General features: G+C 73.4%; 12 protein-coding genes. 2 read left to right on the forward strand and 10 right to left on the reverse strand.

Annotation, left to right across the window (positions count from 1 at the left end):
* From ACH4K4_RS37775 to ACH4K4_RS37795, 5 genes are all read right to left on the reverse strand, one after another.
* Positions 1-11,406, reverse strand: an 11,406-nt coding sequence (locus tag ACH4K4_RS37775) for an amino acid adenylation domain-containing protein (protein ID WP_398174591.1), incomplete at its 3' end; no start/stop codon positions are given.
* Positions 11,407-11,461: 55 nt separating this feature from the next.
* Positions 11,462-12,289: a 2OG-Fe(II) oxygenase gene (locus ACH4K4_RS37780; protein WP_398174594.1), complete on the reverse strand. Its 828-nt coding sequence runs from the start codon at positions 12,287-12,289 to the stop codon at positions 11,462-11,464.
* A gap of 191 nt (positions 12,290-12,480) precedes the next feature.
* Entirely contained in the window at positions 12,481-14,109 is a 1,629-nt protein-coding gene (locus ACH4K4_RS37785) for an ABC transporter substrate-binding protein (protein WP_398174597.1), read from the reverse strand.
* A 14-nt stretch (positions 14,110-14,123) separates the two neighbouring features.
* Positions 14,124-16,262 (reverse strand): hypothetical protein, encoded by a 2,139-nt coding sequence (locus ACH4K4_RS37790; protein ID WP_398174600.1) that lies wholly within the window; start codon positions 16,260-16,262, stop codon positions 14,124-14,126.
* Positions 16,263-16,389: 127 nt separating this feature from the next.
* On the reverse strand, positions 16,390-16,878 hold the full coding sequence (locus ACH4K4_RS37795; RefSeq protein WP_398174603.1) for a DNA-binding protein: 489 nt from the start codon (positions 16,876-16,878) through the stop codon (positions 16,390-16,392).
* Positions 16,879-17,002: 124 nt separating this feature from the next.
* Here ACH4K4_RS37795 and ACH4K4_RS37800 point away from each other — a divergent pair, with 124 nt between their 5' ends.
* Entirely contained in the window at positions 17,003-17,464 is a 462-nt protein-coding gene (locus ACH4K4_RS37800; protein WP_398174606.1) for a MarR family winged helix-turn-helix transcriptional regulator, read from the forward strand.
* Positions 17,465-17,617: 153 nt separating this feature from the next.
* On the opposite strand, the gene ACH4K4_RS37805 is transcribed toward ACH4K4_RS37800, so the two are convergent.
* The 3 genes from ACH4K4_RS37805 to ACH4K4_RS37815 form a co-directional block, all read right to left on the reverse strand.
* Positions 17,618-19,162, reverse strand: a complete 1,545-nt coding sequence (locus tag ACH4K4_RS37805) for a SpoIIE family protein phosphatase (protein ID WP_398174609.1) — start codon at positions 19,160-19,162, stop codon at positions 17,618-17,620.
* A gap of 305 nt (positions 19,163-19,467) precedes the next feature.
* Complete coding sequence (locus ACH4K4_RS37810) at positions 19,468-19,698, reverse strand: cold shock domain-containing protein (protein ID WP_360139717.1); 231 nt, start codon at positions 19,696-19,698, stop codon at positions 19,468-19,470.
* A 348-nt stretch (positions 19,699-20,046) separates the two neighbouring features.
* Positions 20,047-20,616, reverse strand: a complete 570-nt coding sequence (locus tag ACH4K4_RS37815; RefSeq protein ID WP_398174612.1) for a TetR/AcrR family transcriptional regulator — start codon at positions 20,614-20,616, stop codon at positions 20,047-20,049.
* Between the two features lie 205 nt (positions 20,617-20,821).
* Between ACH4K4_RS37815 and ACH4K4_RS37820 the strand changes: the two genes are divergently transcribed.
* Positions 20,822-21,850, forward strand: coding sequence for an alpha/beta fold hydrolase (locus ACH4K4_RS37820; RefSeq protein ID WP_398174615.1), 1,029 nt, complete (start codon positions 20,822-20,824; stop codon positions 21,848-21,850).
* On the opposite strand, the gene ACH4K4_RS37825 is transcribed toward ACH4K4_RS37820, so the two are convergent.
* Complete coding sequence (locus tag ACH4K4_RS37825) at positions 21,811-22,362, reverse strand: GNAT family N-acetyltransferase (protein WP_398174647.1); 552 nt, start codon at positions 22,360-22,362, stop codon at positions 21,811-21,813. The two genes, ACH4K4_RS37820 and ACH4K4_RS37825, sit on opposite strands and share 40 nt — an antisense overlap.
* Before the next feature lie 147 nt (positions 22,363-22,509).
* Positions 22,510-23,394: a DMT family transporter gene (locus ACH4K4_RS37830; RefSeq protein WP_398174618.1), complete on the reverse strand. Its 885-nt coding sequence runs from the start codon at positions 23,392-23,394 to the stop codon at positions 22,510-22,512.
* Positions 23,395-23,400: the final 6 nt, after the last annotated feature.

Genomic DNA, 23,400 nt, shown 5'->3' on the forward strand with positions numbered 1-23,400 from the left:
CAACGGACCCAACGACCACCCATCCGCCGCAACATGATGCACCACCACCACCAACACCGACTCAACACCACAACCCACAAACAACTCAGCACGGATGGGAATCTCGGAGGCCAGGTCGAACGCGTACCGAGCGGCCTGCGTCACCTCGGGGCAGTCGGCCGATGGTCTCTCCACCTGCGTGACCTTCAGGTACGCGCGGTCCGCCGCGTGGTCACGGATCACCTGGTACGGCTCACCGTCCGCCGACTCGGCGAACACCGTACGCAACACCTCATGACGCTCCACCACATCACCCAACGCCGCATCCAACGCCCCGGCATCCACCACTCCCCGCAACCGCAACACCAACGGCACGTTGTACGTCGCACTCGGCCCCTCCAGCCGATGCAGGAACCACAAGCGCCGCTGCGCGAACGACAGCGGCAGCCGGGAAGGCCGCTCGGCGCGTACGACGGCGGGACGGGCGGCCGCCGCGCTGTCGAGACGCCGCGCCAGGGCGGCCGGGGTGCGCGCCTCGAACAGGGCGCGGATGGTCAGCTCGCGGCCCAGCGCCGGGCGGGCGAGACTGACGAGCCTGGTCGCGAGGAGCGAGTGGCCGCCCAGCTCGAAGAAGTCGTCCTCGGCACCGGCTGACGGCAGGCCGAGCACCTCGGCGAACAGGCCGCACAGGATGTCCTCGCGCGGGTCGCGCGGGCCGCGTCCGGCGGCGGCCCTCTCCGGCTCCGGCAGCGCCCGTCGGTCCAGCTTGCCGTTGGGCGTCAGGGGCAGCGCGTCCAGGACGACGACCGCCGAGGGCACCAGGTGGGCAGGGAGCCGCTCGGTCAGGTGCCGGCGCAGCTCCGCAGGGCCAGGGGGGTCGCCGGCGCCGGGGACAACGTACGCCACCAGCCGGACATCGCCCGGCCGGTCCTCCCGCGCCACGACCACAGCCCGACCCACACCCGGATGAGCACCCAACACCGCCTCGACCTCACCCGGCTCGACACGAAAACCCCGCACCTTCACCTGACCATCCGCCCGCCCCACAAACTCCAACTCCCCATCAACCCGCCACCGCACCACATCACCCGTCCGATACATCCGCTCTCCCACCCCACCAAACGGACACGCCACAAACCGCTCCGCAGTCAACCCACACCGCCCCACATACCCACGCGCCAACCCCACACCCCCCACATACAACTCCCCCACCACACCCACCGGCACCGGCCGCAACCCCCCATCCAACACAAACACACGCACACCCCACACCGGCCTACCAACCGGCGGCACACCACCCCCCAACGGCCCCGACATCGACACACACACCGTCGCCTCCGTCGGCCCGTACGCATTGACGAGGCGGTGCGTGGCGCACCATCGCGCCGCCAGTTCCGGCGGGCAGGGCTCGCCGGCCACCGCGAGCGAGACCCGCCGTGGCAGAGCGCCGGCGGGCAGTTCCGCGAGGACACTCGGCGGGAGTTTCAGGTGGGTCACGCCGAACCGGGCAACGACGTCGGCCAGTTGCTCGCCTGCGAGGAGGTCGTCGGCGGGTGCGACGGCGAGGGTGGCTCCGGAGAGCAGCGCGGTGCACAGGTCGGACACGGAGGCGTCGAAGCTGAGGGAGGCGAAGAGCAGGACGACGCTTTCCGGCCCGGTACCGAAGCGTTCGATCTGTGCCGTGGCCAGCGCGGCGATGCCTTGGTGCGGGACGAGTACGCCCTTCGGCCCGCCGGTCGAGCCGGAGGTGTGGATGACGTAGGCGGGGTGCTTGGGCAGCAGGGGCGCGTTGCGTTCGGTGTCACGGACAGGGGTGTCCGGTAGGTCGGCCAGCAGGGCGCGGGTGTCCGGGGCGTCCAGTGTGAGGCGGGGTTCCGTGCCGGGGGGCAGGGTTTTGGCCGTGGTGCTGTCTGTCAGCAACAGCGCCGGGCGGGTGGCGTCCAGCAGGTACGCGATGCGCGCGGCCGGGTAGGCCGGGTCCAAAGGTACGTAGGCGGCACCTGCCTTCAGTACCGCCAGGACGGCGACGACCATTTCGGCGGAGCGGGGCAGCGCGAGGGCCACCAGCTGCTCGGGGCCCGCGCCGCGCGGGACGAGCAGGCGGGCCAACCGGTTGGCGGCCGCGTCCAGTTGGGCGTAGGTCAGGGTGGTGTCGGCGCTCCGTACCGCTGTTGCCTGTGGTGTGCGAGCGGCCTGTGCTTCGAAGAGGGCGGGCCAGGTCTGCGGCTCGGGGGCGGGCCGGGGCGCGGCGCTCCAGGTGGTCAGTACGCGGGTTCGTTCACCGGGTGAGAGGACGGGGAGATCGGCCACCGGCCGGTCCGAGTCGGCCGCCGCCGCCTTCAGGACGCGGACCAGGCGGCCGAGGATGGCGGCCGCGGTGGTTCCGTCGAAGACGTCGGGGCGGTGGCCCAGTTTGAGGTGCAGCCGCTCGCCCGGGAGAGCGGCCAGGCTGAGTGGGTAGTGGGTGCCGTTGGTGACGCGGGTTTCCGTGACGCGGACCGGGCCTGTGTCCGGTGTGTCCGGCGGCAGGTTCTCGAAGACGAGGAGGGTGTCGAAGAGCTGGTCGTGGCCGCTCAGGCGGTGCAGGCCGGAGAGGCCGAGGTGCTGGTGGGGCAGCAGCCCGGCCTGCTCGTCCTGGAGACGGGAGAGCACCTGGGAGAACGGCTGTGCCGCTTTGAGGCGTACGCGTACCGGCAGGGTGTTGTTGAACATGCCGACCATGCCTTCCACACCGGGCACACCGGCGGGGCGGCCTGCGACCGTGGCGCCGAAGAGGACGTCGTCCTGCCCGGTCAGGCAGCGCAGCACCACGGCCCAGGCTCCCTGGAGCACGGTGTTGAGCGTCAGCCCATGGCGGCGGGCCAGCGCGCGCAGGCCGGCGGTCAGCCCTTCGGACAGTGTGGAGCGGACGCGCTGGTGTTCCACCGTCCCGTCGGCGGCGTGCCCGGACGCGACCAGGGTCGGTGCGTCCACCCCGGACAGCGCGTGCCGCCAGGCGGTTTCGGCTGCCGTGCGGTCCTGGGCGGCGAGCCAGCGCAGGTAGTCCTCGTACGGTGCCGGGGCCGCCAGGCTTGCGGGGTCGCCGCCTGCGGCGTGGACGGCGAGGAGGTCCCGCAGGACCAGCGGCGCGGACCAGCCGTCGAGGATCAGGTGCTGGACCGTCAGCAGCAGCCGGTGGTGTCCTGGGCCGAGGCGGAGCAGGGCGAGCCGCAGCAGCGGGCCGCGGGCGAGGTCGAAGCGGGTGGCTCGCTCGTCGGCCGCGATGCGGTCCGCTCGGGTGGCTTGCGCGTCGCCCGGCAGGTCCGACAGGTCGTGTTCGCTCCACGGGAGCGTCACCGCCCGCGCGTGGGGCACCACCTGTACGGGGGTGCGCAGGCCCTGGTGCCGGAAGGCGACGCGGAGCGCCGGGTGGCGCTCCAGCACGGCCCGGCCCGCCCTGCGCAGCGCGTCGGGGTCGAGGGGGCCGTGCAGGTCCACGGCGAGTTGGCTGGTGTAGACGTCCGGGGCCTGCTCGTCGTACAGGGTGTGGAAGAGCAGGCCCTCCTGGAGCGGGGTGAGGGGCCAGACGTCGGCCAGGTCCGGGCAGTCCCCGGCCAGCCGCGCGGTCTCGTCCTCGGTGAGGGCGACGAGCGGGAAGTCGGCGGGCGTGCGGCCGTCCGCGTCCGGGTCCGTGGCCCGGCCCGCGAACGCGGTGAGGAGGCCGGACCAGGTGTCCGCGAGGTCGCGTACCTCGTCCTCGGTGAACAAGGCGGCGGGCCAGGACCAGGCCGCCGTCAGCACCGGGCCGTCCGCCCGGTCCTCGACCAGCGCGTCGAGAGCGAGGAGGTGGGCGGCGGGCATCGCGGGGTCGGCGCCGCCGGTGATGCCTCCCGAGCCGGGGACCGGTGCCCAGTCCCCGCCGTTCCCGGGGAGCCGGCCGAGGTAGTTGTAGCCGACGAGCGGGCGGGCCCCGCGGGCGAGGGCCGGTCCGGTCTGGGTGTTGAGGTGGCGCAGCAGCCCGTAGCCGAGACCGTTGCCGGGAATCGCGCGCAGCTGTTCCTTGACGCGCCGGTAGGCCCGGTCCAGCGCGGGGCCGCCGGCGTGGAGCCGGGCCGCGTCGGCGTTGCCCGGGTCGAGGCGTACGGGGTGGACGCTGGTGAGCAGGCCGACGGTCCGCGCCAGGTCGGTGCAGCCTGCGGCAGTTCCGTCCGCGCCGGACAGGTCCTCGCGGCCGTGCCCTTCGACGTCCAGCAGTACGGCGGTGTCCTGGCATCCCGTACGGCGGCGGCGCCAGTCGGCCACGGCGATGCCGAGGGCGGTGAGCAGGATGTCGTCGGTCGTGCCGTGCAGGGTGCCGGGTACCGGGCCGAGCAGCGGGGCCGTATGTTCGGGCGGGAGGGTCAGCGTCAGCCGCCGCACCGTGCTCGTGAGGTCGCGCGCCTCGTCGTACGGCAGCCGGGAGAGGGGGGCGTCGGGGGCGCCGAGCATGCCGGTCCACAGGGGGAGCTCGGCGATGCGGTCGTGCCGCTGGGCCTGTTCCACCAGCCGCTGCGACCAGGCACGCAGGGAGGTGCCCACCGGTTCCGGTTCGGCGCGGCGGCCGGCTGCCGCGGCCTGCCAGGCGGCTTTCAGGTCGGACAGCAGGATGCGCCAGGAGACGCCGTCCACGGCGAGATGGTGGATCATCAGCAGCAGCCGCCCCGGCCGGGTGGGACCGGCGTCGAACCAGACGGCTTGCAAGAGGCCCGCTGTCTCGCCCGACTCCGGGTCGAGCCGGCTTTGGGCGGCGTCCTTGTGGTGGCGTACCGCCGCGTCGAGCGCCGCGTCGTCCAGGCCGGCGGTGTCCACCCGGTGGACGAAATCCGGGCCCGCCGGGTCCGTGCCGGGCGCGGCGATGTCCAGGGTCCAGACCACGCCGCCGACCCGGGTCAGCCGCAGGCGCAGCGCGTCGTGGTGGCCGGTCACCGTGTGCAGCGCGGTGGTCAGGTGCCGGGTGCCCACGCCGGGCGGCACCTGGAGCAGGACCGCCTGGTGGCAGCCGGCCACCGGCCCGCCGGTTTCCCGGAGGGCGTGCATGACGGGGGTCAGGGGCAGCGGGCCGCTGTCGTGGCCGGAGGGCCCGGAGGTCCCGGCCGGCCCGGCGGGCGTCTCCGTGACGTCGCCTGCCCGCGCGGCGAGGGCTTCGACGGTCCGGTGGCGGAAGACGTCGCGCGGGGTCAGGGCGAGGCCCGCCCGCCGGGCGCGGCTCACGAGCTGGATGGCGATGATGCTGTCGCCGCCGAGGTCGAAGAAGTTGTCGTCCACGCCCGCCGCGCCGGCGTCGAGGCCGAGTACGTCGGCGAAGAGGCGGCACAGCGTGCGCTCCCGGTCGTCGCGCGGCGCCCTGTGCGAGGAGGCCGCGGTGTAGTCCGGGGCCGGGAGCCGGGAGCGGTCCAGTTTGCCGTGGGCGGTCAGCGGCAGCGCGTCGAGGACGACGACCGCGGCGGGCACCATGTGGTCCGGCAGGCGTTCGGCGGCGTAGCCGCGCAGTTCCCGTGGGTCGGCGGCCGGCCCTGCGGCGGGCGTCACGTACGCCACCAGCCGCCGGTCGCCCGGCCGGTCCTCGCGGGCGACGACCTCGGCCGTGCCGACCGCCGGGTGCGCGGCCAGCACGGCCCGCACCTCGCCCGGTTCGACGCGGAAGCCCCGCACCTTGACCTGCTCGTCCGCGCGTCCCACGAACTCCAACAGGCCGTCCGGGCGCTGCCGCACCACGTCCCCGGTCCGGTACATGCGCTCGCCCGCGCCGTACGGGCACGCCACGAAACGCTCCGCCGTCAGTCCCGGCCGGTTCACGTAGCCCCGGGCCACCGCGGCGCCCGCGACGTACAGTTCCGCCGCGACGCCCGGCGGCACCGGGCGCAGCGCGTCGTCCAGGAGGTAGGCGCGGATGCCGTCCAGCGGCCGGCCGAGGGGTGGCGTCCCGGCGTCCGGCAGCGGCCCGTCGAGGAAACCGGCGACCACGAACACCGTGGTCTCCGTGGGCCCGTACGCGTGGCCGAAGCGCGCTCCGGGCAGCAGGTCACGGCCCTCCCGTGCGGTGCGGGCCGGCAGCGCCTCGGCGCCGAGTTCGACGCGGCGCAGCGCCAGCTTCGCGGCGAGGCCGGGGTTCTCGCGCAGGGCGTGCGTCAGCTGTGCGAAGGCGGAGGGGATCTGGTGGAGTTGGGTGACGCCTTCCTCGGCCAGCAGCCGCAGCAGCTCCGCCGGGGACCTGCTCTCCTCGTACGGCACGACGACCAGCCGGGCGCCGTGCGACAGGGGGCCCCACATCTCCCAGACGGAGAGGTCGAAGGTGTGGGAGTGGAGCAGGGGCGTGGCGTCGTCCGCACGGAAGTCGAAGGTGGCGGCGGTGAAGAGGTGGGCCGCACTGCGGTGCGACACCACCACGCCTTTGGGTTCACCGGTGGAACCCGAGGTGTGGATGACGTAGGCCGGGTGGTCCGGGAGCAGGGGGCCGCTGCGTTCGTGGTCGCGTACGGGCTCGCCGGAGCCCCGGCGGAAGGCCTCGGTCACCACCGGGCCGTCCCAGGCCAACAGCGGCCCGTCCCAGGCCGGGTGCGGCGCAGGGGGCGCCGTCGCCGGTACGCGGGTGGTGAGGAGCAGTACGGGGCGGGCGTCGCGCAGGATCTTCCCGGTGCGTTCGGCGGGCTGTGCCGGCTCCAGCGGCACGTAGGCCGCGCCGGTCTTCAGCACCGCGAGCACGGCGACGACGAGGTCCGCCGAGCGCTCCAGCTCCAGCGCCACGAACCGCTCGGGCCCGGCGCCCCGTTCGATGAGCAGCCGGGCCAGGCGGTTGGCCGCGGCGTCCAGTTCGCCGTAGGTCTTGGTGGTGCCGCGGAAGGTCACGGCGGGGGCGTGGGGTGTACGGGCCGCCTGGTTCCCGAAGCGTTCCGGCAGCAGGGTCGGCGGCCCGTCCCGGCCGGTGGTGACGTCCTCTCCCGGTGCCGCGCGGCGTTCTTCGGGCGTACGCACGTCCAGGTCGCCGATCGGCAGGCCGGGGTCCGCGGTCACGTCCTCCAGCAGGCGCCGCAGCCGGTCCACGAGCGCCGCGACGGCGGGCCGGTCGAAGAGGTCGGCGTTGAAGTGGGCGGTCCCGGTCAGCGTGTCCGTCCCGGCGATGCCTCCGGGCGTCTCCGTGATGCCGATTTCCAGGTCGGTGACGAGCGCGCCGGTCTCCAGCTCCTCGGCCTCGGCGGCGAGGCCGGGCAGCCGGGGTGTGGCGTCGGGGGTGTTCTGCCAGACCAGCAGCGTCTGGAACAGCGGATGCCGGCCGCCCGAGCGGTCCGGGTTGAGCGCCTCCACGACGCGGTCGAAGGGCAGGTCCTGGTGGGCGTACGCTTCCAGGCCGGTCTCGCGGACGCGGGCGAGCAGGGTACGGAAGTCCGGGGCGCCCGAGGTGTCGACGCGCAGCACCAGGGTGTTGACGAAGCAGCCGACCAGGTCGTGCAGCGCCTCGTCGGTGCGTCCTGCGACGGGCGTGCCGACCGGGATGTCCTCGCCGGCGCCGAGGCGCGTCAGCAGTGCGGCGAGCCCTGCCTGCACCACCATCGCGGGAGTGGCGCCGCACTCCCGCGCCAGTGCGCGTACCGCTCGCAGGAGGGCGCCGTCCCATCGGAAGCGGCAGCTCTCGCTGCGTCCGGTGGCGTCGGTCCGGCGTGGCCGGGCGCCGGGCAGCGGGACGTGCTCCGGGAGGCCGGCCAGTTTCCTCGTCCAGTAGGCGAGCTGTTCGGCCTCCCGAGTGCCGCCACCGCCCCCGGTGCCCAGCAGTGCGCGCTGCCAGAGGGTGTAGTCGGCGTACTGCGCGGGCAGCGGTGCCCAGGCCGGCGCACGCCCCTGCCGGCGTTCCTCGTAGGCGTACGAGAGATCACGCCACAAGGGAGCCAGCGACCAGCCGTCCGCCGCGATGTGGTGGAGCGTCAGCGACAGGAGGTGCTCTTCGGGGCCCAGGGCGAACAGGATCGCCCGTACGGGCGGTTGCGTCGCGAGGTCGAACGCCTGGCGCGCGGCCTCGCGCACCAGGCGCTGTACGGCGTACCCGGTGGTCTCGACGACCGGCAGCCCGGGCCGCACGGCCTCCGGGGGCAGCACGGACTGCCGGGGGCCCGCTTCGTCCTCCGGGAAGACGGTGCGCAGCGGCTCGTGGCGCACCGTGACGTCGCCCAGGGCGGCTTCCAGCGCCTTTCGGTCGAGCCGTCCGGAGAGCCTGAGGGTGAGCGGGATGTGGTGGGCCGGGCGCGGCCCTTCGAGCCGGTGCAGGAACCACAGGCGGCGCTGCGCGGAGGACAACGGCAGGACGGCGGGGCGGCGGTCCCCGGCGGTCAGCGCCGGGCGACGGCGGCCTCCGGAGCCCAGTCGCGTGGCGAGGCCCGCCGGGGTCGGTGTCTCGAACACCGCGCGCAGGGGCAGCTCCGTACCGAAGACCGACCGCGCCCGGTTCGCCAGCCCCGTGGCCAGCAACGAGTGCCCACCGAGGTCGAAGAAGTCCTGTTCGGGGCCTACTTCGGGCAGGCCCAGGGTCTCCGCGAAGAGGCCGCACAGGATCTCCTCGCGGGCGTCGCGGGGTGCGCGTCCGCCGGGGCCGCGGTGCGCGGCGTCCCGGTCGGGCTCGGGCAGCGCCCGCCGGTCCAGCTTGCCGTTGGCCGTCATGGGCAGCTCGTCGAGGACCGTGACGGCGGACGGGACCATGTAGTGCGGCAGCCGGGCCGCGGCGAACTTCCGGACGGCGGTGCCGAGCGCGGCGGCGGCGCGGCGGCGGGCCGGTTCGCTGGTCAGGGCGCGCAGCGAGCGCGCGTCCCCGCCGGCGCGCACCGCCGGGCGATGGACGTCGGTGTACACCGCTTCGCCCGGCGCCGGATCGGGTACGAATACGGCGTCCAGGCTCCCGTCCGCCGCGTCGGACCAGGTGACCAGCGCGCGGTAGCCGACGGCGGCGGCCAGTTCGTGCAGTTCCTCCGGGTCGGCCGCCGGTACGGTGCCGGGCGGCCCGGCCTCGTCCAGGCGCGCGTTGGGGATGCCGCTCACCCGTAGTGCGCCGGGCCGGTCCGCGCGCAGCCGGGCGGCCAGCGCGGGCAGGCCGGGTACCTGGCTCCCCCAGCGCACCCGGGGCGCGCCGGCGAGGGACACCGCCGCGACCGGCTTCTTGCGCAGCACCACGTCGTACCGGTAGCGGCTCAGCTCGTTGTGGTACCGCCCCCGTTTGACGCGGATGTCCACCGCGCCCGCCTCCGGAAGCGACCCGCCGGGCAGAGCGGCGAAGAACCCGGGGTCGATCAGCAGTTCCTTGTCGCGTGCCATGCTCCGCCGGACCGCGGCGTCGTCCGTCCCGTGCGCCTTCCGCCGCTGCGGCGCGGCGTGGAAGTGCCGGGCCGTCCTGAGGTCGCGCACGTCGCCGACGAAGAGGGCGCCGCCGGGCGCGAGGCGGTCCAGTGCGCCGCGCAGCACGGCGAGGAGGTAGCCGGAGCCCGGGAAGTACTGGACCACCGAGTTCAGCACGACGACGTCGAAGCCGCCCTCCGGGAGCCCCGCCATGTCGTCGGCGGCCTGGCAGGTGAGCGTGGTGCGGGCGGCCAGGCGGGGGTCGGCGGCCACCTTGCGGCGCAGCCCGGCGACGGCCGCGGCGGACAGGTCGGTGCCCCAGTAGCTCTCGCAGTGCGGGGCGAGCCCGGCCAGCAGGAGGCCGGTGCCCACGCCGATCTCCAGGATCCGGCGCGGCCGCAGGGCGCGCACCCGGCCGACCGCGGCGTCCCGCCACTCGCGCATCTCCTCCAGGGGAATCGGCCGCCCGTCGGCGCTGCTCCGCCAGCCCGCGAAGTCCTCGCCCAACGGGGCGGCCCGGTCCCCGGAGTACAGGTCGTCGTAGACCTGCCGCCAGGTCTCCACCGTCTCCTCGCCGCCCGCACCCGGCCCCGCGGCCGCACCGCCCGCGGTGTCCGGGTGCGGGACGACGTAGCCGACCAGGCTCGGCCCGCCGTCCGCGTCCCGGTGGACGGCCACCGCCGCCTGGGCGACGTCCTCGTGGGCCGCGAGCACGGACTCGACCTCGCCCGGTTCGACCCGGAAGCCGCGGATCTTGACCTGGTCGTCGGCGCGGCCGGCGAACTCCAGCCCGCCGCCGGGCCCGCGCCGCGCCAGGTCGCCGGTGCGGTACATCCGCGCGCCCGGCGGGCCGGACGGGCAGGCCACGAAGCGCTCGGCGGTCGGCCCGGGACGGTTGAGGTAGCCGCGCGCCAGTCCGGCGCCCGCGATGTACAGCTCGCCCGTCGCCCCGGCGGGCACCTCGGCCAGCCGGTCGTCCAGGACGTACGACCGCAGGTCGGGGACGGTGTGCCCGATGGTGCTCGCCGCGCCGGGCCGCGCGGTGCTCCGGCTGCAGGCGGCGTAGGTGGCGTGCACCGTGGTCTCGGTGGTGCCGTACATGTTGACCAGCAGCGGAGCGCCGTCCGGGTGCCGGGCGTACCAGTCGCCGAGCCGGGCGGGGTCGAGCGCCTCGCCGGCGAGGACGACCGTGCGCAGCGGGGCGCCGCGCAGCAGGCCGGGGTGCTCGCGGTCGGCGGCCGACAGCTGGAAGAAGGCGGTCGGTGTCTGGCACAGGACGGTGACCCGCTCGCGGGCGAGCAGGGCCAGGAACTCGGCGGGCGTCCGGCTGACGGCGTACGGGACGACCACGAGCCGGCCGCCGGTCAGCAGCGCGCCGAACATCTCCCACACCGAGACGTCGAAGGCGTAGGAGTGGAAGAGGCTCCAGGTGTCGTCCGGGCCGAAGCCGAACCAGTGCGCGGTCGCGGTGAGCAGCCGGGCGACGTTGTCGTGCGTGATCTCCACGCCTTTCGGGGTGCCCGTGGACCCCGACGTGTGGATGACGTACGCGCGGTCGTGCGGGCTCAGCCGCCCGCCCCGGTCGGCTTCGGTCAGGGGCGCGGGCGAGGCGTCCTCCAGGAGCCGCCGCGTACCGTCGTCGTCGAGCAGGATCCTGAGCGTGCCGCCCGCCCGGCCACCGGCCTCCTCGGACACCTCACGCGTCGTCAGTACGGCGACGGCCGCGGCGTCGCGCAGCAGGAACGCGATGCGCTCCGCCGGGTACCCGGGGTCCACCGGCAGATAGGCCGCGCCGGCCTTGAGCACCGCCAGGACGGCCACGACGAGATCCGCCGTACGGGGCAGCAGCAGCGCCACCACGCGCCCCGGGCCGGCGCCCCTGCCGCGCAGCACCCTGGCCAGCCGGTTGGCCGCGGCTTCCACCTCCGCGTACGTCATCCGCACGTCCTCGTGGACCACGGCGACGGCCCCGGCCGTCCGGTCCGCCTGCCGGGTGAACAGCTCCCCCAGGGTCGCGGGGGGCGGGCCCGGCCGGCCTGCCGGGCCACCGCCCTGCGGCGCACCGGGCGCCACGCTGTCCTGTGCTTCGAACATCACTCTTCGTAGACCTCTCGCACGGCCCGGGCCGACGGGACGCCGGTCCCGCAGGTCAGCTCCAGTACAGGAGGGGCTCGTCGGTCCCCTTGCAGGCGATGAACGCCGCGGTGCCGACCCGGTGCCCGTCCCGGGCCGGGGTGACCGCGTGCAGCATCCGGGAGCTGAAGACGACGAGGTCGCCCGCCTGCGGGTGGATCACGTGGCGTGGAGGCTCCACGGCGGACGGGTCCAGCCCCTCGACCTCCAGGATGATCCGGCTCTCATCGCTCGTGGGGTCGCGCCGCCACAGCTGGAGGTCGCCGCCCTCGTCCGGCACCTGGAGGTAGACGTTGGCGACCAGCTGCTCGGTCACCCCGGCGATCTCGGGGGCGTCCGTCTCCTGCTCGATGCGGTCGTTGTGCGGATGGAAGACCGAGGTCGTCGGCTGGAACACGCGCAGCGCGCCGACGAAGCACGGGCGCCCCCGCAACCGCAGCAGGTTGGCGCCGGCCGGCCAGCATTCCTGGAGCAGCAGCCGCACGTGGTCCACCGGGGACAGGTGCGGCGCGAACAGGGCGCGCACCTCACGGATCGAGGGCAGGGCGGCGTCGTGGTACCGGGCGGTCCGCTCGGGGTCCCACGCCGTGTCGATGTGCGGCATGAACACCCGCCCCACCGTGCTGGTGTACTTCTTGTGGTAATTCCCCAACGCCTCGTGCCGCACGGCCTTGCGGGCCACTTCCGCCGCGATCCGCCGGTCGCAGAAATTCCGTACGTGAATGGCCGCGATATCGCGGCGGACCAGTTGGAGTAAGGATTCCGTAGTCAGTTCACAGGCGAAGTCACCGTCCCCCGCAGCGTGTGCGACGCGCGTTCCGGTACCGGAAGCGGTCGAAGTCATGGCGTCACTCTCCACTCGGCGGCACACGGCGAGGGAAAGGTCCGGGCAGCCGCCTTCCGCTCGTGCGCACCTGCCCGTTCGAAAAGCCGGGGGTACGTCCCGCATGCTCTCCCGCCGCACCGTCCGCTACACCGTCCAGGCGGGCACCCCGCTCCAATGGGGGAACAACACGACACGCAATGGACGGAACCTCACCCGGTCGCGCTGGGCACGACGCAGTCGGCGGGCTGGGGTTTCCCCGCCGGCCAGCCCAGCCCCACGAACGCCACCCGGCGGGTCCGCGGTTCGAGTTGGACCACGGACACCGGTTTGTCGTACGCGTTGCCGCCGTTGGTCAGGCAGATCCAGCCGCTGGTGCCCTTCACCCTGTACGCGGCCTCCAGGCGCGGCCACTGGTCGGCGACGCGTTGGCGCGACGGGACGGCCGCGCCGGCCGCCTGGGAATTGGCCAGGAATACGGCCGCCGCGATGGTTTGCACTCCGTCGTGGACCAGCATGGTCCTGGAATCCCCCAGTTCCACCGGTCCGATATCGCCCGCGGTCTGCCGGTCGATCAGGCGGCGCAGTTCCCGCAACTGCTCCCGCGGCTCTGTCAGATAAGCCGGCCGGTCCTTTTCCTCCGGTTTCTTGCCCGTGCTCGCCTGCCGCTCCTTGTCCCACCTGCGCAGTGCCGCGTCCCAGGAATCCGGGTGGGCCGGCGCCGCGTACTGCACGGTGATCGTGGACTCTCCCGATCCGCCCTCCAGTTTCTGCCAGTCGCTCTTGCTCATGTACCGGTCGAGCGTCGCCGCGCCCGAGCCGCTGACCATGGTGTATTTCTTCCCGTGGCACGGCACCTCGGCCAGCTTGAGGGCGAACAGCCGCAGGTGGACCGGGCGGCCCGCGAAATAGACCACCTTCGCGTCCGAGGCGCAGATGTTGTGGCCGATGATGGTGAAGTCGTTTCCGGTGTCCCCCGGGTCCGTGATGCCGGGCGACCTGAATTCCTGGTCCTTCGGCCCCGGCGGTCCCGGTTCCGGCCGGCTGAACGCCTTGGCGAGCGATTCGACGTAGATGTCGTGCGGGCGGGTGTCCTTGACCAGGACGGTCTCCGCGTCCTTGAGGCCGCCGTGGAAGTCGGCGAGCGCGTCCGCCTGCTGCCGGTTGGTCGGGATGATCCGGGCCAGCCCGGGGAACGGGGGGCGGCCGTGGGGGTCGTCGGGGTTGGCGATCTCGTCGGCGCTGACCCGGCCGGCGAGCACCGGGATGCCCAGTTCGCCGGTCAGCCGCGCGATGGCCTCCTTGGTGGCGCCGAGGCTCAGGTTGAAGCCGGTCACGGCCCGCAGGTTGTCGCTCCCCGAGTCCGCCATCGCCGCGAGCCGGTCCACCACCTTCTTCTGCTGCGCGTACGCGTCGCCGGGGTTGGCGAGGACCAGGCGCAGCAACGGCTTGTTCTCCGTCCGGTTGGCCCGGTACTGCGCCAGGTACGCCCCTTGCAGCTCGCTGCGGAGCTGCTTGCGCTCGGCGGCCAGCTTCGGTTGCAGCGGCAGCATCATCGCCACGGTCACGCTGTCCGCCGGCTGCTCGGCGACCCGCTTGTTCTCGTTGTGGATCGCCTCGCTCACCTGCGCGATCTCCCGGGTCCCGAAGTCGTACCCGGAGCCGTTGACGCCGATGCACTCGCCGCCGATCCGCTCGACCCCCTCCGCGCAGTAGTCGGGTTGCCCGATCTTGCCCGGGACGAGGAAGGCCAGGGGTACGACCACGGCCAGGACGACGAGCACCGTGAACATCTTGCGGATCCAAGTGGCCCAGAACGTGTTGTACAGCCAGTTCAGCAACGCCGCTCCCTCCCCTACCCGATGTGTCTCGTGCACGTACACGGCTTGAGCGGCTGCTTGCCGGCGAGCCGGTCGCCCCAGTCGCGCGCCGTATGGGTCAGTACGCCGGCCCCTGCCGCCGGCTCCTCCCCCAGCCGTTCCAGCAGCTTGGGCAGGGCGTCGGCGACGGCTTCGTCGACGGGCTGCGTACGGTCCTCACACAGCCGTACGGCGTGCAGCAGCCGGTCGACGCGCTTGCGCCGCACGTCTCCGGCCACCTCGGTCTCGCCCAGTGCGCGGGCGCGCCGGTCGTCGGTACCGCCGAGCAGCGGCGCCTCCGCGATGGCCAGCAGCTCCGCGCACCATTCCCGCGCGCTGCGGGTGAGGAAAGTGCGGTCGAGGTAGTCCGTGACCGTATCGGCGTCGGCGGCGGCCAGGTGGTGGTGCATGCCGTGTGCGGCGGCGGAGCCGAAGAGTTCGTCGGCCGCGTCGTCGTCCAGTGCGCGGTAGTGATCCCGCAGCAGGGTCTGGTCGCCGCGCCAGGCCGCTCCGTCGGGCCGCATGCGGTACAGGCGCCGCATCAGCAGGCGGCGCAGGCCGAGGTCGCCGACGAAGTGCCGGGGGCAGTGCGGCCAGCCGCTGTCCCGCAGCAGCTCGGCGATCCGGTACGCGGACAGGCGCTCGTCCCGGCCTCCCTGCACCTCCCGCATCAGCACCTGGGCGCACTCCGCGTCGTGCGCCACCGACAGGTGGCTGAGCAGGTCGAGCCAGTGGCCGCGCTGCTCGGGCGGGAGCCCTTCCGGTGGCTGCCGGCCGACGAGGTCGTCCAGCAGGAGGTCCGCCACCGGCCGGCCCTCCGCGCCCTCGCCCGCGCGTACCCGGGCCTCCAGCAGGGCCCAGTCGGTGTCGTCGCCGGATTCCCGGAACGCCAGTGAGGCGGTGGCCTCCCCCAACCGGGTCACGAACCGGGGGCGCCCGCCGCTCAGCCGGTGGATTCCGCTGTCGATGCGCAGCTGCGCCGCGTTGTCGCCCCGCTCCCGCCGCACCTGTAGGCGGGCCGTCTCCCGCGACTGCTGGTCCCGCGTCAGCACCGGCATACGGACGAGGAGTACGCCCCGCGCCAAGGGCGTGAGGCCCGGTATGCCGCCGGACGGGCGGTTCCATCGCGGCAGTCCGCCGTCGGAGGGCCGCCAGCTGACGGGCGCGTCGTCCTCCGTGCCACCGGCGTCGCCGACGTGGTGGAGGAAGCGCCCGCCGTCCTCGCGCCGCGCGGTCGCCAGGACGACCAGCCGGTCGTACAGCCCCCGCTCGCGGTCCTCCAGCACCGGCTTGACCAGCCGTCTGCCCAGAGCGTTGTCCGCGTGGTCCAGCAGCAGGGCGGGGCGCCCGGCCCGGGACAGCCGGCCCACCAGCGAGACGTAGGCGGCCTCGACGTCCTCCCGCAGCGCGCGGAAGAGGAAGCCCTCCGCCACCTCGCGCGGTTCACCGCCCTGCTGGAAGTGGGAGGCCAGCGAGTGCAGTCCCAGTTTCGGATGCCCGCCCGCGCCCGGGTACTCGCCGTAACAGGCCGCCAGCAGGGCCTTGCCTTCCTGGGAGGTCCGGGCGAGCAGCTCGTCGAGTACGGCGTTGATGAACGGTACGGCCCCGGGGTGTGCCACCAGCCCGGCGACGACACCGACGTACGCCCTGCCCGCCCGGTTCAGCACCCCGCGCCAGAAGGAGCCCCGCGGCAGCAGCTCGTCGTGCCGCTGTACCTCGCTCACCAGGGTGGTCGTATCGGCCAGCGGGTCGCTCGCGGCGACGGCCGCGAGCCCCGCGTACAGGCGTGGCAGCGCGATCGGCCCGCCGTCGCCCTGCCACGCGCCGAGCTGGAGGGCGACCTCGCGCAGCACCTCGGTCAGTACCGAGCGCGTCTGCGCGTGCTGCTCGGCCTGCTCCCGGTAGACCGTCAGTCCGCAGTCGACGTGCGCCGTCGGCACATGGCGTCCGAACTCGTTGCGCACACAGCGCAGAAGCCGGCCCTTGCCCATGCCGGGCCCGCCGACGAGCAGGATCACGGGCAGGTCGGGCCCGTACAGCGGCTTGCGGTTGCGTCCCGCGCGGGTCTTGCCCAGCAGCCGGGCGACCAAGCCGTCGTCAACGAGCAGCTTGTCGAATCCGAGATCGTCAGGCACGGGCCCCCCGAGGCGTCACCAACCGTACCGGCTTGTGATGACACGTCAGGTTAGTGCAGGCTCCGGGCTTTAGGGAGAGAAGCTCCCGGACGAACCTGCCGTGCCACCAACCCCTTGCGCCCCGCCGCTACCCCTCTCCCTTCGCCTCCGTCTCCGTATGCGCATCCGTCTCCGCATGGATACGGCTGATCAGCCGCTCGTACCGCTGCCGGGCCGCCTGCGGAGTCCCCAGCCCCAGCCCGAAGGCCACCTCCGGCCAGGTCATGCCCCGCCCCCGCGCCATACGCAGCAGGCCGGCCTCCAGCTCGTCCAGTTCTCCCCGTACGAGCGGGACCAGGCTCAGTGCGGCGGTGACGTCCGCCCGGTCCACCTCCGGCTCGCCCTCCTCCAGCCGCGCGGCCCCGCTCATCAGGAACGACACCAGCCGCACCGCCTCGTGCGGCCCGAGCACCGAGGGGTGCGCCTGCCGTCCTCGCTGCTCCTCGGTGGCCGCGTGCCGCTCCGCGATCCGGAACAGCGAAGCGTGCACCCGCCGCGCCCGCGCCTCTTGCGCGTCCGGCAGCGAGAAGGGGTCGGAGCCGGTCGCGGCGCTGTCTTGCTCGGAATTCGACACCATGCGGACCAGCATGCGCGAGCACACAATTCACTGTCAACGCTTTGATGCAAACATTATGTTTGCACGTGGTGACCGCGCAGCCTCCGCCTGTACGCACACCAACGCCCTGTGTCAAGATCCTGACATGAAAGACCAGAATCCCGTGGCGCCGCCCCACCCCGCCCAGGACGTCACCGAACATGTGGGGTACCGCCTCAAACGCTCCGCGGCGGCACTGCGCGGCGCCATGGACAGAGCGCTGCGCGAGCACGACCTGACGGTGCCGCAGTACGCGTGCCTCGAACTTCTCGACCAGCGGCCCGGCCTGTCCAACGCCGAACTCGCCCGCGGCGCGTTCGTCACACGGCAGTCCATGAACGTCGTCCTGCGCGGCCTCCAGGACGCGGGGCTGATCTCCCGGCCCCGTACCACCGACCACGGCCGCGCCCTCCCCGCCCACCTCACCCCGGAGGGCGGCAGCCGGCTCGAAGCGGCCAGGTCCGTCGTCTACGCCATCGAACGGCAGATGATCGAGGCGGTACCGGAGCGGCGCCTGGCCGACCTCCTCGCCGACCTCGACCGCATGGCGGCGGCCCTGGGCGGGTGACCGGGTCGCGGGCGGCGGGCCGGGGCGCCGTCGTCACCGGCTCTTCACCGCCGAACGCCCACGGCCCGCCTGGGACTTCGTTCGTCTTCCCCGAGGAACGAAGCGAGTCGATACTGCCCACCGCGCGTGCCGCCATGCGCGGCGCCGCGACGATCACCCGGTCAGCGCAGTGGCGGCGGTGTGCACCGATGCCGTCAGGAGGGTGAACCAGACGGTCTTGCCCACGGTCTCGGCGCGGGTGCCCCAGGCGTCGGCGAGGGCCTCGACGAGCATCAGGCCGCGCCCGCTCTCCTCCGCGTCGTCCGCGATCCGGGCGCGGGGCCGGGGCGTGGTACTGCGGTCGGTGACCTCCACGCCCAGTTCGCGGGGGCTGTACCAGACGCGCAGCGTCAGCGGCCCCCGTGCGTGGCAGACCGCGTTGGTCAGAAGTTCGGAGGCGAGCAGCAGCGCGGTGTCGGCCAGCGTGGCCAGGCCCCACGTCCGCAGCGTCCGGAGCAGGAAGTGCCGGCCCTCCGGCACCGAGGACGCCTCGCCGGCCAGGTCCGCCGTGGCCGTGTCCAGCAGGGCCGTGGGAAAGCCGACCAGCAGGAGCGTGACGTCGTCGGAGTACGCGGCGGTGTCCGGCAGTATCGCGTGCATGATCTGGTCGGCGGCGTCCTCAAGGCCTTCGGCGCCGGCGAAGACCTTCGCCAGGGTGGTGGTCAGCAGGTCCAGTTGCGCGTCGATGTCGCTGTACGGCGTCTCCACCAGGCCGTCGGTGTAGAGGACCAGGGTCGTGCCGGCGCGCAGGGGCAGGCGGACTTCCTGGTGCGGGACACCGCCCACGCCCAGCGGGATGCCGGTCGGCACCGGCAGCGCGCTGACCGTGGCGTCCGGGGCGACGAGCCAGACCGGCAGGTGGCCGGCCGAACAGGCCGTCACCTCGCCCTGCGCCGGGTCCGCTTCCAGGTACGTACAGGTGACGAATTGTTCCGGCAGCCCGCGCGTGAACGTGTCGAGCGTCTGGATCAGCTCGCACGGCGGCGTCCCGGCCAACGCCAGGGCCCGCGCAGCCGACCGCAACTGGCCCATGACCACGGCCGCGTCCAGGCCGCGCCCCATGACGTCCCCGATGATCACACCGACCCGTCCGGCGCCCAGGTCGATCAGGTCGAGCCAGTCCCCGCCCACCCCCTGCCCCTGCGTGGAGGGCAGGTAGCGGGTGGCCGCGCGGGCGCCGGGGATCTGTTCGGAGGTTCCCATCAGGCGCAGGGCCAGGGCGATGTGCCGCTGCTGTGCGTACAGTTCGGCGAGTTCCCGTTCGGCCTTCTTGCGCCCGGTGATGTCCCGCGTGGTCGAGCAGGCCGCGCTGATGGTGCCCCGCCGGTTGCGGATCGGCCACAGCGACACGTCGACGTCCAGGACCCGGCCGTCACTGGTGGCCCGCCGCGTCTCGTAGTGCTCGATCCGCTCCCCCCGCCCGATCCGCTCCAGCAGCTCGGCCTCCTCGTCCTTGAGGTCCGGCGGAATCAGCAGACCGATGTGCCGGCCGACCACCTCGCTCGCACCGTAGCCGTACAGCCGCTGCGCGGCACCGTTCCAGAAGGTGATCCGCCCGTCGAGGGTCTTGATGAGGATCGCGTCCTGCGCACTCTCCACCAGACCACGGAACAGTTCCTGCTTACCCGCGGTGCCCCGCAGGGCCTCCACTGACGCCATTGGTGCCTCATCTCACATGACGCATCCGCGCCCGGGCGCAGGAGTCACGGCTTCCCGTCACGAAACCCGCGGCCGGCCCGGATACATCCCCGCTGTCCCCCGCCGTCCCTTTTCTGCGAGGGTGCGGACATTGGAGCACGAGCGGCCGGGCCTCACCGAGGTTGTTCGTTTTTGGATGTCCCCGGCACGAGGGTTGCCGGTTTTCCGTCGGTTTCCGCAAGTCTTGCTGCGCTTGACGGGTGCAGCCATGACAGACGGGGCCCCGGGACTGCCGGGCCGTCGGCGGTGACGCCACGGCGCCGCCGTCAGGCCCGGGGCCGGCCCCGGCCGGGAAGACGGTAGATGTTCTCCGCGCGGATGCCTTCGAAGTCCTCGACGAGATTGAAGGAGACGCTCTCCCCCGACGTCAGCGTGCGGGCCTGCTCGTCACCCTGGATCGCCGAACGGTAGGCCAGCACGTCCGGCCCCCCGTCGGCCTGGGCCACCAGGCCGGCACCTCGTTCGTGGTCGAACCACTTCACGATGCCACGGGGCACAGCAATCACCTCTGTCGGGCCGGGTCGGTGCGGTACACCCATCGGGTGCCCCGTCACCGGTGGTTAAGGGGGCGCACTGCCGGGCGCACGTAGCTCGCACCCGGCGCCCGGACAGGCCTTCACGGAGGGCGCGAGCCGCCCCCCGCCCCGGAGCGTGTAGCGTCCAGCCCAGCCCCCACCCGTCGGACGCCACCGTCCACTTGTCGGGGCAGTCGGCCTCCCGTCCCTGCATCGCCGCGCCGGTCTCCGGGGCCGGTACCCGGGGACCGTCCGGCACGAGGCCCCCCCCATCTGACGCACTGAGCGGCCGCTCCCGGGTGGTGGGGGCGGCAAGTAGGACCGGCCGGGTTATTCCATGCCCGCCGCGTCGAGCAGTGCGGCCGCCGTGTGTACGGCCAGTCCGCGCAGGCTCTCGACCTTTGCCCCGGCGCGAGCGCTCGCGCCGTCGAACACCAGGGTCAACTGGCGTGCCAGCAGGGCGGGGTCGCGGGCGCCGCCCCGCTCGGCCTCGGCGCGGAAGGCGTCGGTCAGATGCCGTTTGACCTCTTCGGCGACGATGCTGGCCGGGTGCCCCGGGTTCTTCAGTTCGACCTGCGCGGCGAGGAAGGGGCAGCCCCGGTAGCCGACCGTCTCCGCGAGTTCCTCCAGCCGTTCGAAGACGTACAGGATGCGCGCACGCGGCGGTCCGGGATCGGCCGTACGGAGGGCGAGCTGCTCCTCGTACGCCGGTGCGCGCCGCTTCAAACTGGCCGCGAAGACCTCGTCCTTGCTGTCGAACAGCTGGTACATGGAGCGCTTGGACACCCCGGCCGTCCTGCACAGCGCCTCGACCCCGATGGAGACGCCCTCGCGGTAGAAGAGTTCGGCCGCCGCGTCGAGCAGCCGGTCCCTGGTGGACGCCTTGTCGGTACTGGGCATACCGGGAGATTACCGCGGCGGGGGAAGCCCGGAAACCGACCGGTATACGGGTGGGGCCGGGCGGCGTCCGCTGCGTCGCGAGTGATGAAGCCGACACCTCTGGCGGTGTCTTCCGACGGCCGTCCGGCTTACGGTTCACCTGGCGGAAACCGATCGGTTTCCCGCCTGGCCCGGTGCCCTCGTACGTCTGGGAGGACAAGGACAAGTGACCAGCACACCCCGGCACAGCTACGTCGAAGTCAACGGAATCACCCTGCACATCGCCGAGCAGGGCGAGGGACCGCTGGTCCTGCTGCTGCACGGCTTCCCGGAGAGCTGGTACTCCTGGCGGCACCAGTTCGGGCCGCTGGCCGAAGCCGGGTACCGGGTGGTGGCCCCCGACCAGCGGGGCTACGCCCGAAGCGAGCAGCCCGGCGACCCCGACGCGTACAGCCTGCTCCATCTCGCCGGTGACGTCGTCGCGTTGGTCCGCGCCCTCGGCGAGGAACAGGCCATCGTCGTGGGCCACGACTGGGGCGCGCCCGTCGCCTGGGTCACGGCCATGCTCCGCCCGGACGTCGTACGGGCCGTCGCGGGACTGAGCGTGCCGCCGGCGCTGCCCGCGGGCCTGGCGCAGCCGCAGGTCACCCGGCAGCGGTACGGTGACGGTTTCTACCAGGTCTACTTCCAGCAACCGGGCGTCGCCGACGCGGAACTGGCACGGGACCCGGCATCGACGTTCCGGCGCATCCTGTTCAGCGGATCGGGCGACAACCCTTCCAACACGTCACCGCGCCCGTGGATCGTCCCCGAAGGGTCGACCCTCATCGACTCGGTTCCCGAACCGCGGCAGCTGCCCGGCTGGCTCACCGAGGACGACATCGACGCCTTCGTACGCGACTACGCCGGGCACGGGGAGCGGGCCTTCACCGGCCCCCTGAACTGGTACCGCAACATCCAGCGGAACCACGAGCTGCTCACGGCGTTCCAGGGCCGCGGCATCGACGTACCCGCGCTGTACGTCGGCGGGGACCGCGACATGGTGATGTCCCTGCACGGCGTCAGGGAACTTCTCGCGTCCCTCGAAACGGTCGCGCCGAAGCTGCACCGCAGCGTGGTGCTCCCCGGCTGCGGTCACTGGACCCAGCAGGAACGTCCCGCCGAGGTCAACGCCGCCCTTCTCGACTTTCTCGGCCACCTGCCGGGCGCGGCGGATCACTCCTCCCCCGGTTCCGCCGGGCGTTCCACCCGGTAGAGGTAGTGGGCGCGGCCGGCGGCGGGACTGTCCGGTTCGAGTTCACCTTCCGCGACGCGGCGCAGCCCGGCCTTCTCCAGTGCCCGCCAGGACGCCCGGTTGGCCACCGGCACCGGCACCAGGACGGCGGGAGCGCGCGGGTGGTCGTGCCATGTCGTCCGTACGAGCGCCCGGATCATGTGCGCGCCGAGGCCCCGCCCCACCTGCTCCGGGTCGCCGATGAGGTAGTCCAGGGTCACCGTTTCGCCGGGCACCGCGAGCAGCGCGGCCACCTCGGCGCGGTACTCCGGGTAGTCGGCGAAACGGGATCGCTGGACCAGGCCGAGGGGGTGGCCGTCGAGGAAGACGAGCAGGTCCTGCGACGGTTCCTCGCCGCGGGCCGCCGGGCCGAAGTCACGTGCCACCGCCTCCGGCGAGGTGTCGTGATGCCACCACCGGGCCACGTGCGGCTGCGCCAGCCAGCGTCGCACCAGCGGGAAATCGCTCTCCCGGAGCCGCCGCCAGGTCATCATCGCGTCGCGTCCCGTGCCTGCTCCGGCCACCTGTCGCGCCGCCGGACTGCCAGATCGCCGCCGATACGGAACACACTCGGTGTCACGCGCCACCCCTCCCCTCACCCAACGGGCCACGCTAGCAGCGGAGTTGGACGCCGGAACGGTTCACGCCGTGCCCTCGGTCCGTTCCGTGCCCTCTGTCCCCTCCGTGTCGGCCCGGGGCAGAACGACCACGCCCCACGTGACCATGACCGCCCCGACCGCCTCCGGGACCAGCCACCAGCCGCCGCGCACCCGCTCCCCGTACACCATGATCCCGAGCGCCAGGCTGACCAGCGCCTCGCCCAGGGTCAGGGCGGGCTGCGAGGCCACCAGCGGGCCCGACTCCATGGCGTTGGCCAGCAGGAAGAGCGCACACGCCCCGGCCGCCACGAAGGCGTACGTCTGCCAGCAGGCGAAGAAGGCGCCCGCGCCCTCGCGTTCGAAGGTGCCGGTCGCGGCCTTCATCAGGGTCGCGGTCAGGGCGTAGCCGATCGCGGAGGCGGAACTGAAGAGCGCCGCACGTGCCTTGCCGCGGGCCCGCGGCAAGGCGGCGAGTACGCAGGCGGCCATGGCGCCGCCGGAGGCGAGCAGCGTCACGACCCACATCCCGGCGGACGCCTCGCTGCCGCCCCCGGACGGCGCGGCCGCGGCCAGCGCGAGGCCGAGCCCGGCGGCCACCATGACCGACGCCACCCAGCCGGCCGCCGGCAGCGGCCGTCGCGACACCGCGGCGGCGATGAGCAGCGTGAACGGCAGTTCGGTCACCAGAATGGGCTGGACCAGTGACAGCGACCCCAGCGTCAGGGCCAGCGCCTGGCACGCCGCGGCACCGACGATGACGGCGATCCCGCCCAGCCACGCCGGGCTGCGCAGCAGGTGCCGGACCAGCCGGACGCTGAAGGCGTCGCCCGGCGGCACCCGGCGTGCCGCGATCCGCTGCAACACGGTGCCGGTGGCGTTGGCCACCGCCGTCAGCAGGGCGAACAGCGCGGAGAGCACAACTGACACGAAACG

It is taken from the genome of Streptomyces sp. NPDC017529, assembly GCF_044329785.1.
Taxonomy (GTDB): domain Bacteria; phylum Actinomycetota; class Actinomycetes; order Streptomycetales; family Streptomycetaceae; genus Streptomyces.

What these genes read in the sequence shown, in the direction of transcription:
- ACH4K4_RS37780 (WP_398174594.1), bottom strand. Translation starts at nt 12,289, where the DNA reads ATGACTTCGACCGCTTCCGGTACCGGAACGCGCGTCGCACACGCTGCG.
- ACH4K4_RS37795 (WP_398174603.1), bottom strand. Translation starts at nt 16,878, where the DNA reads ATGGTGTCGAATTCCGAGCAAGACAGCGCCGCGACCGGCTCCGACCCC.
- ACH4K4_RS37800 (WP_398174606.1), top strand. Translation starts at nt 17,003, where the DNA reads ATGAAAGACCAGAATCCCGTGGCGCCGCCCCACCCCGCCCAGGACGTC.
- ACH4K4_RS37805 (WP_398174609.1), bottom strand. Translation starts at nt 19,162, where the DNA reads ATGGCGTCAGTGGAGGCCCTGCGGGGCACCGCGGGTAAGCAGGAACTG.
- ACH4K4_RS37815 (WP_398174612.1), bottom strand. Translation starts at nt 20,616, where the DNA reads ATGCCCAGTACCGACAAGGCGTCCACCAGGGACCGGCTGCTCGACGCG.
- ACH4K4_RS37825 (WP_398174647.1), bottom strand. Translation starts at nt 22,362, where the DNA reads ATGATGACCTGGCGGCGGCTCCGGGAGAGCGATTTCCCGCTGGTGCGA.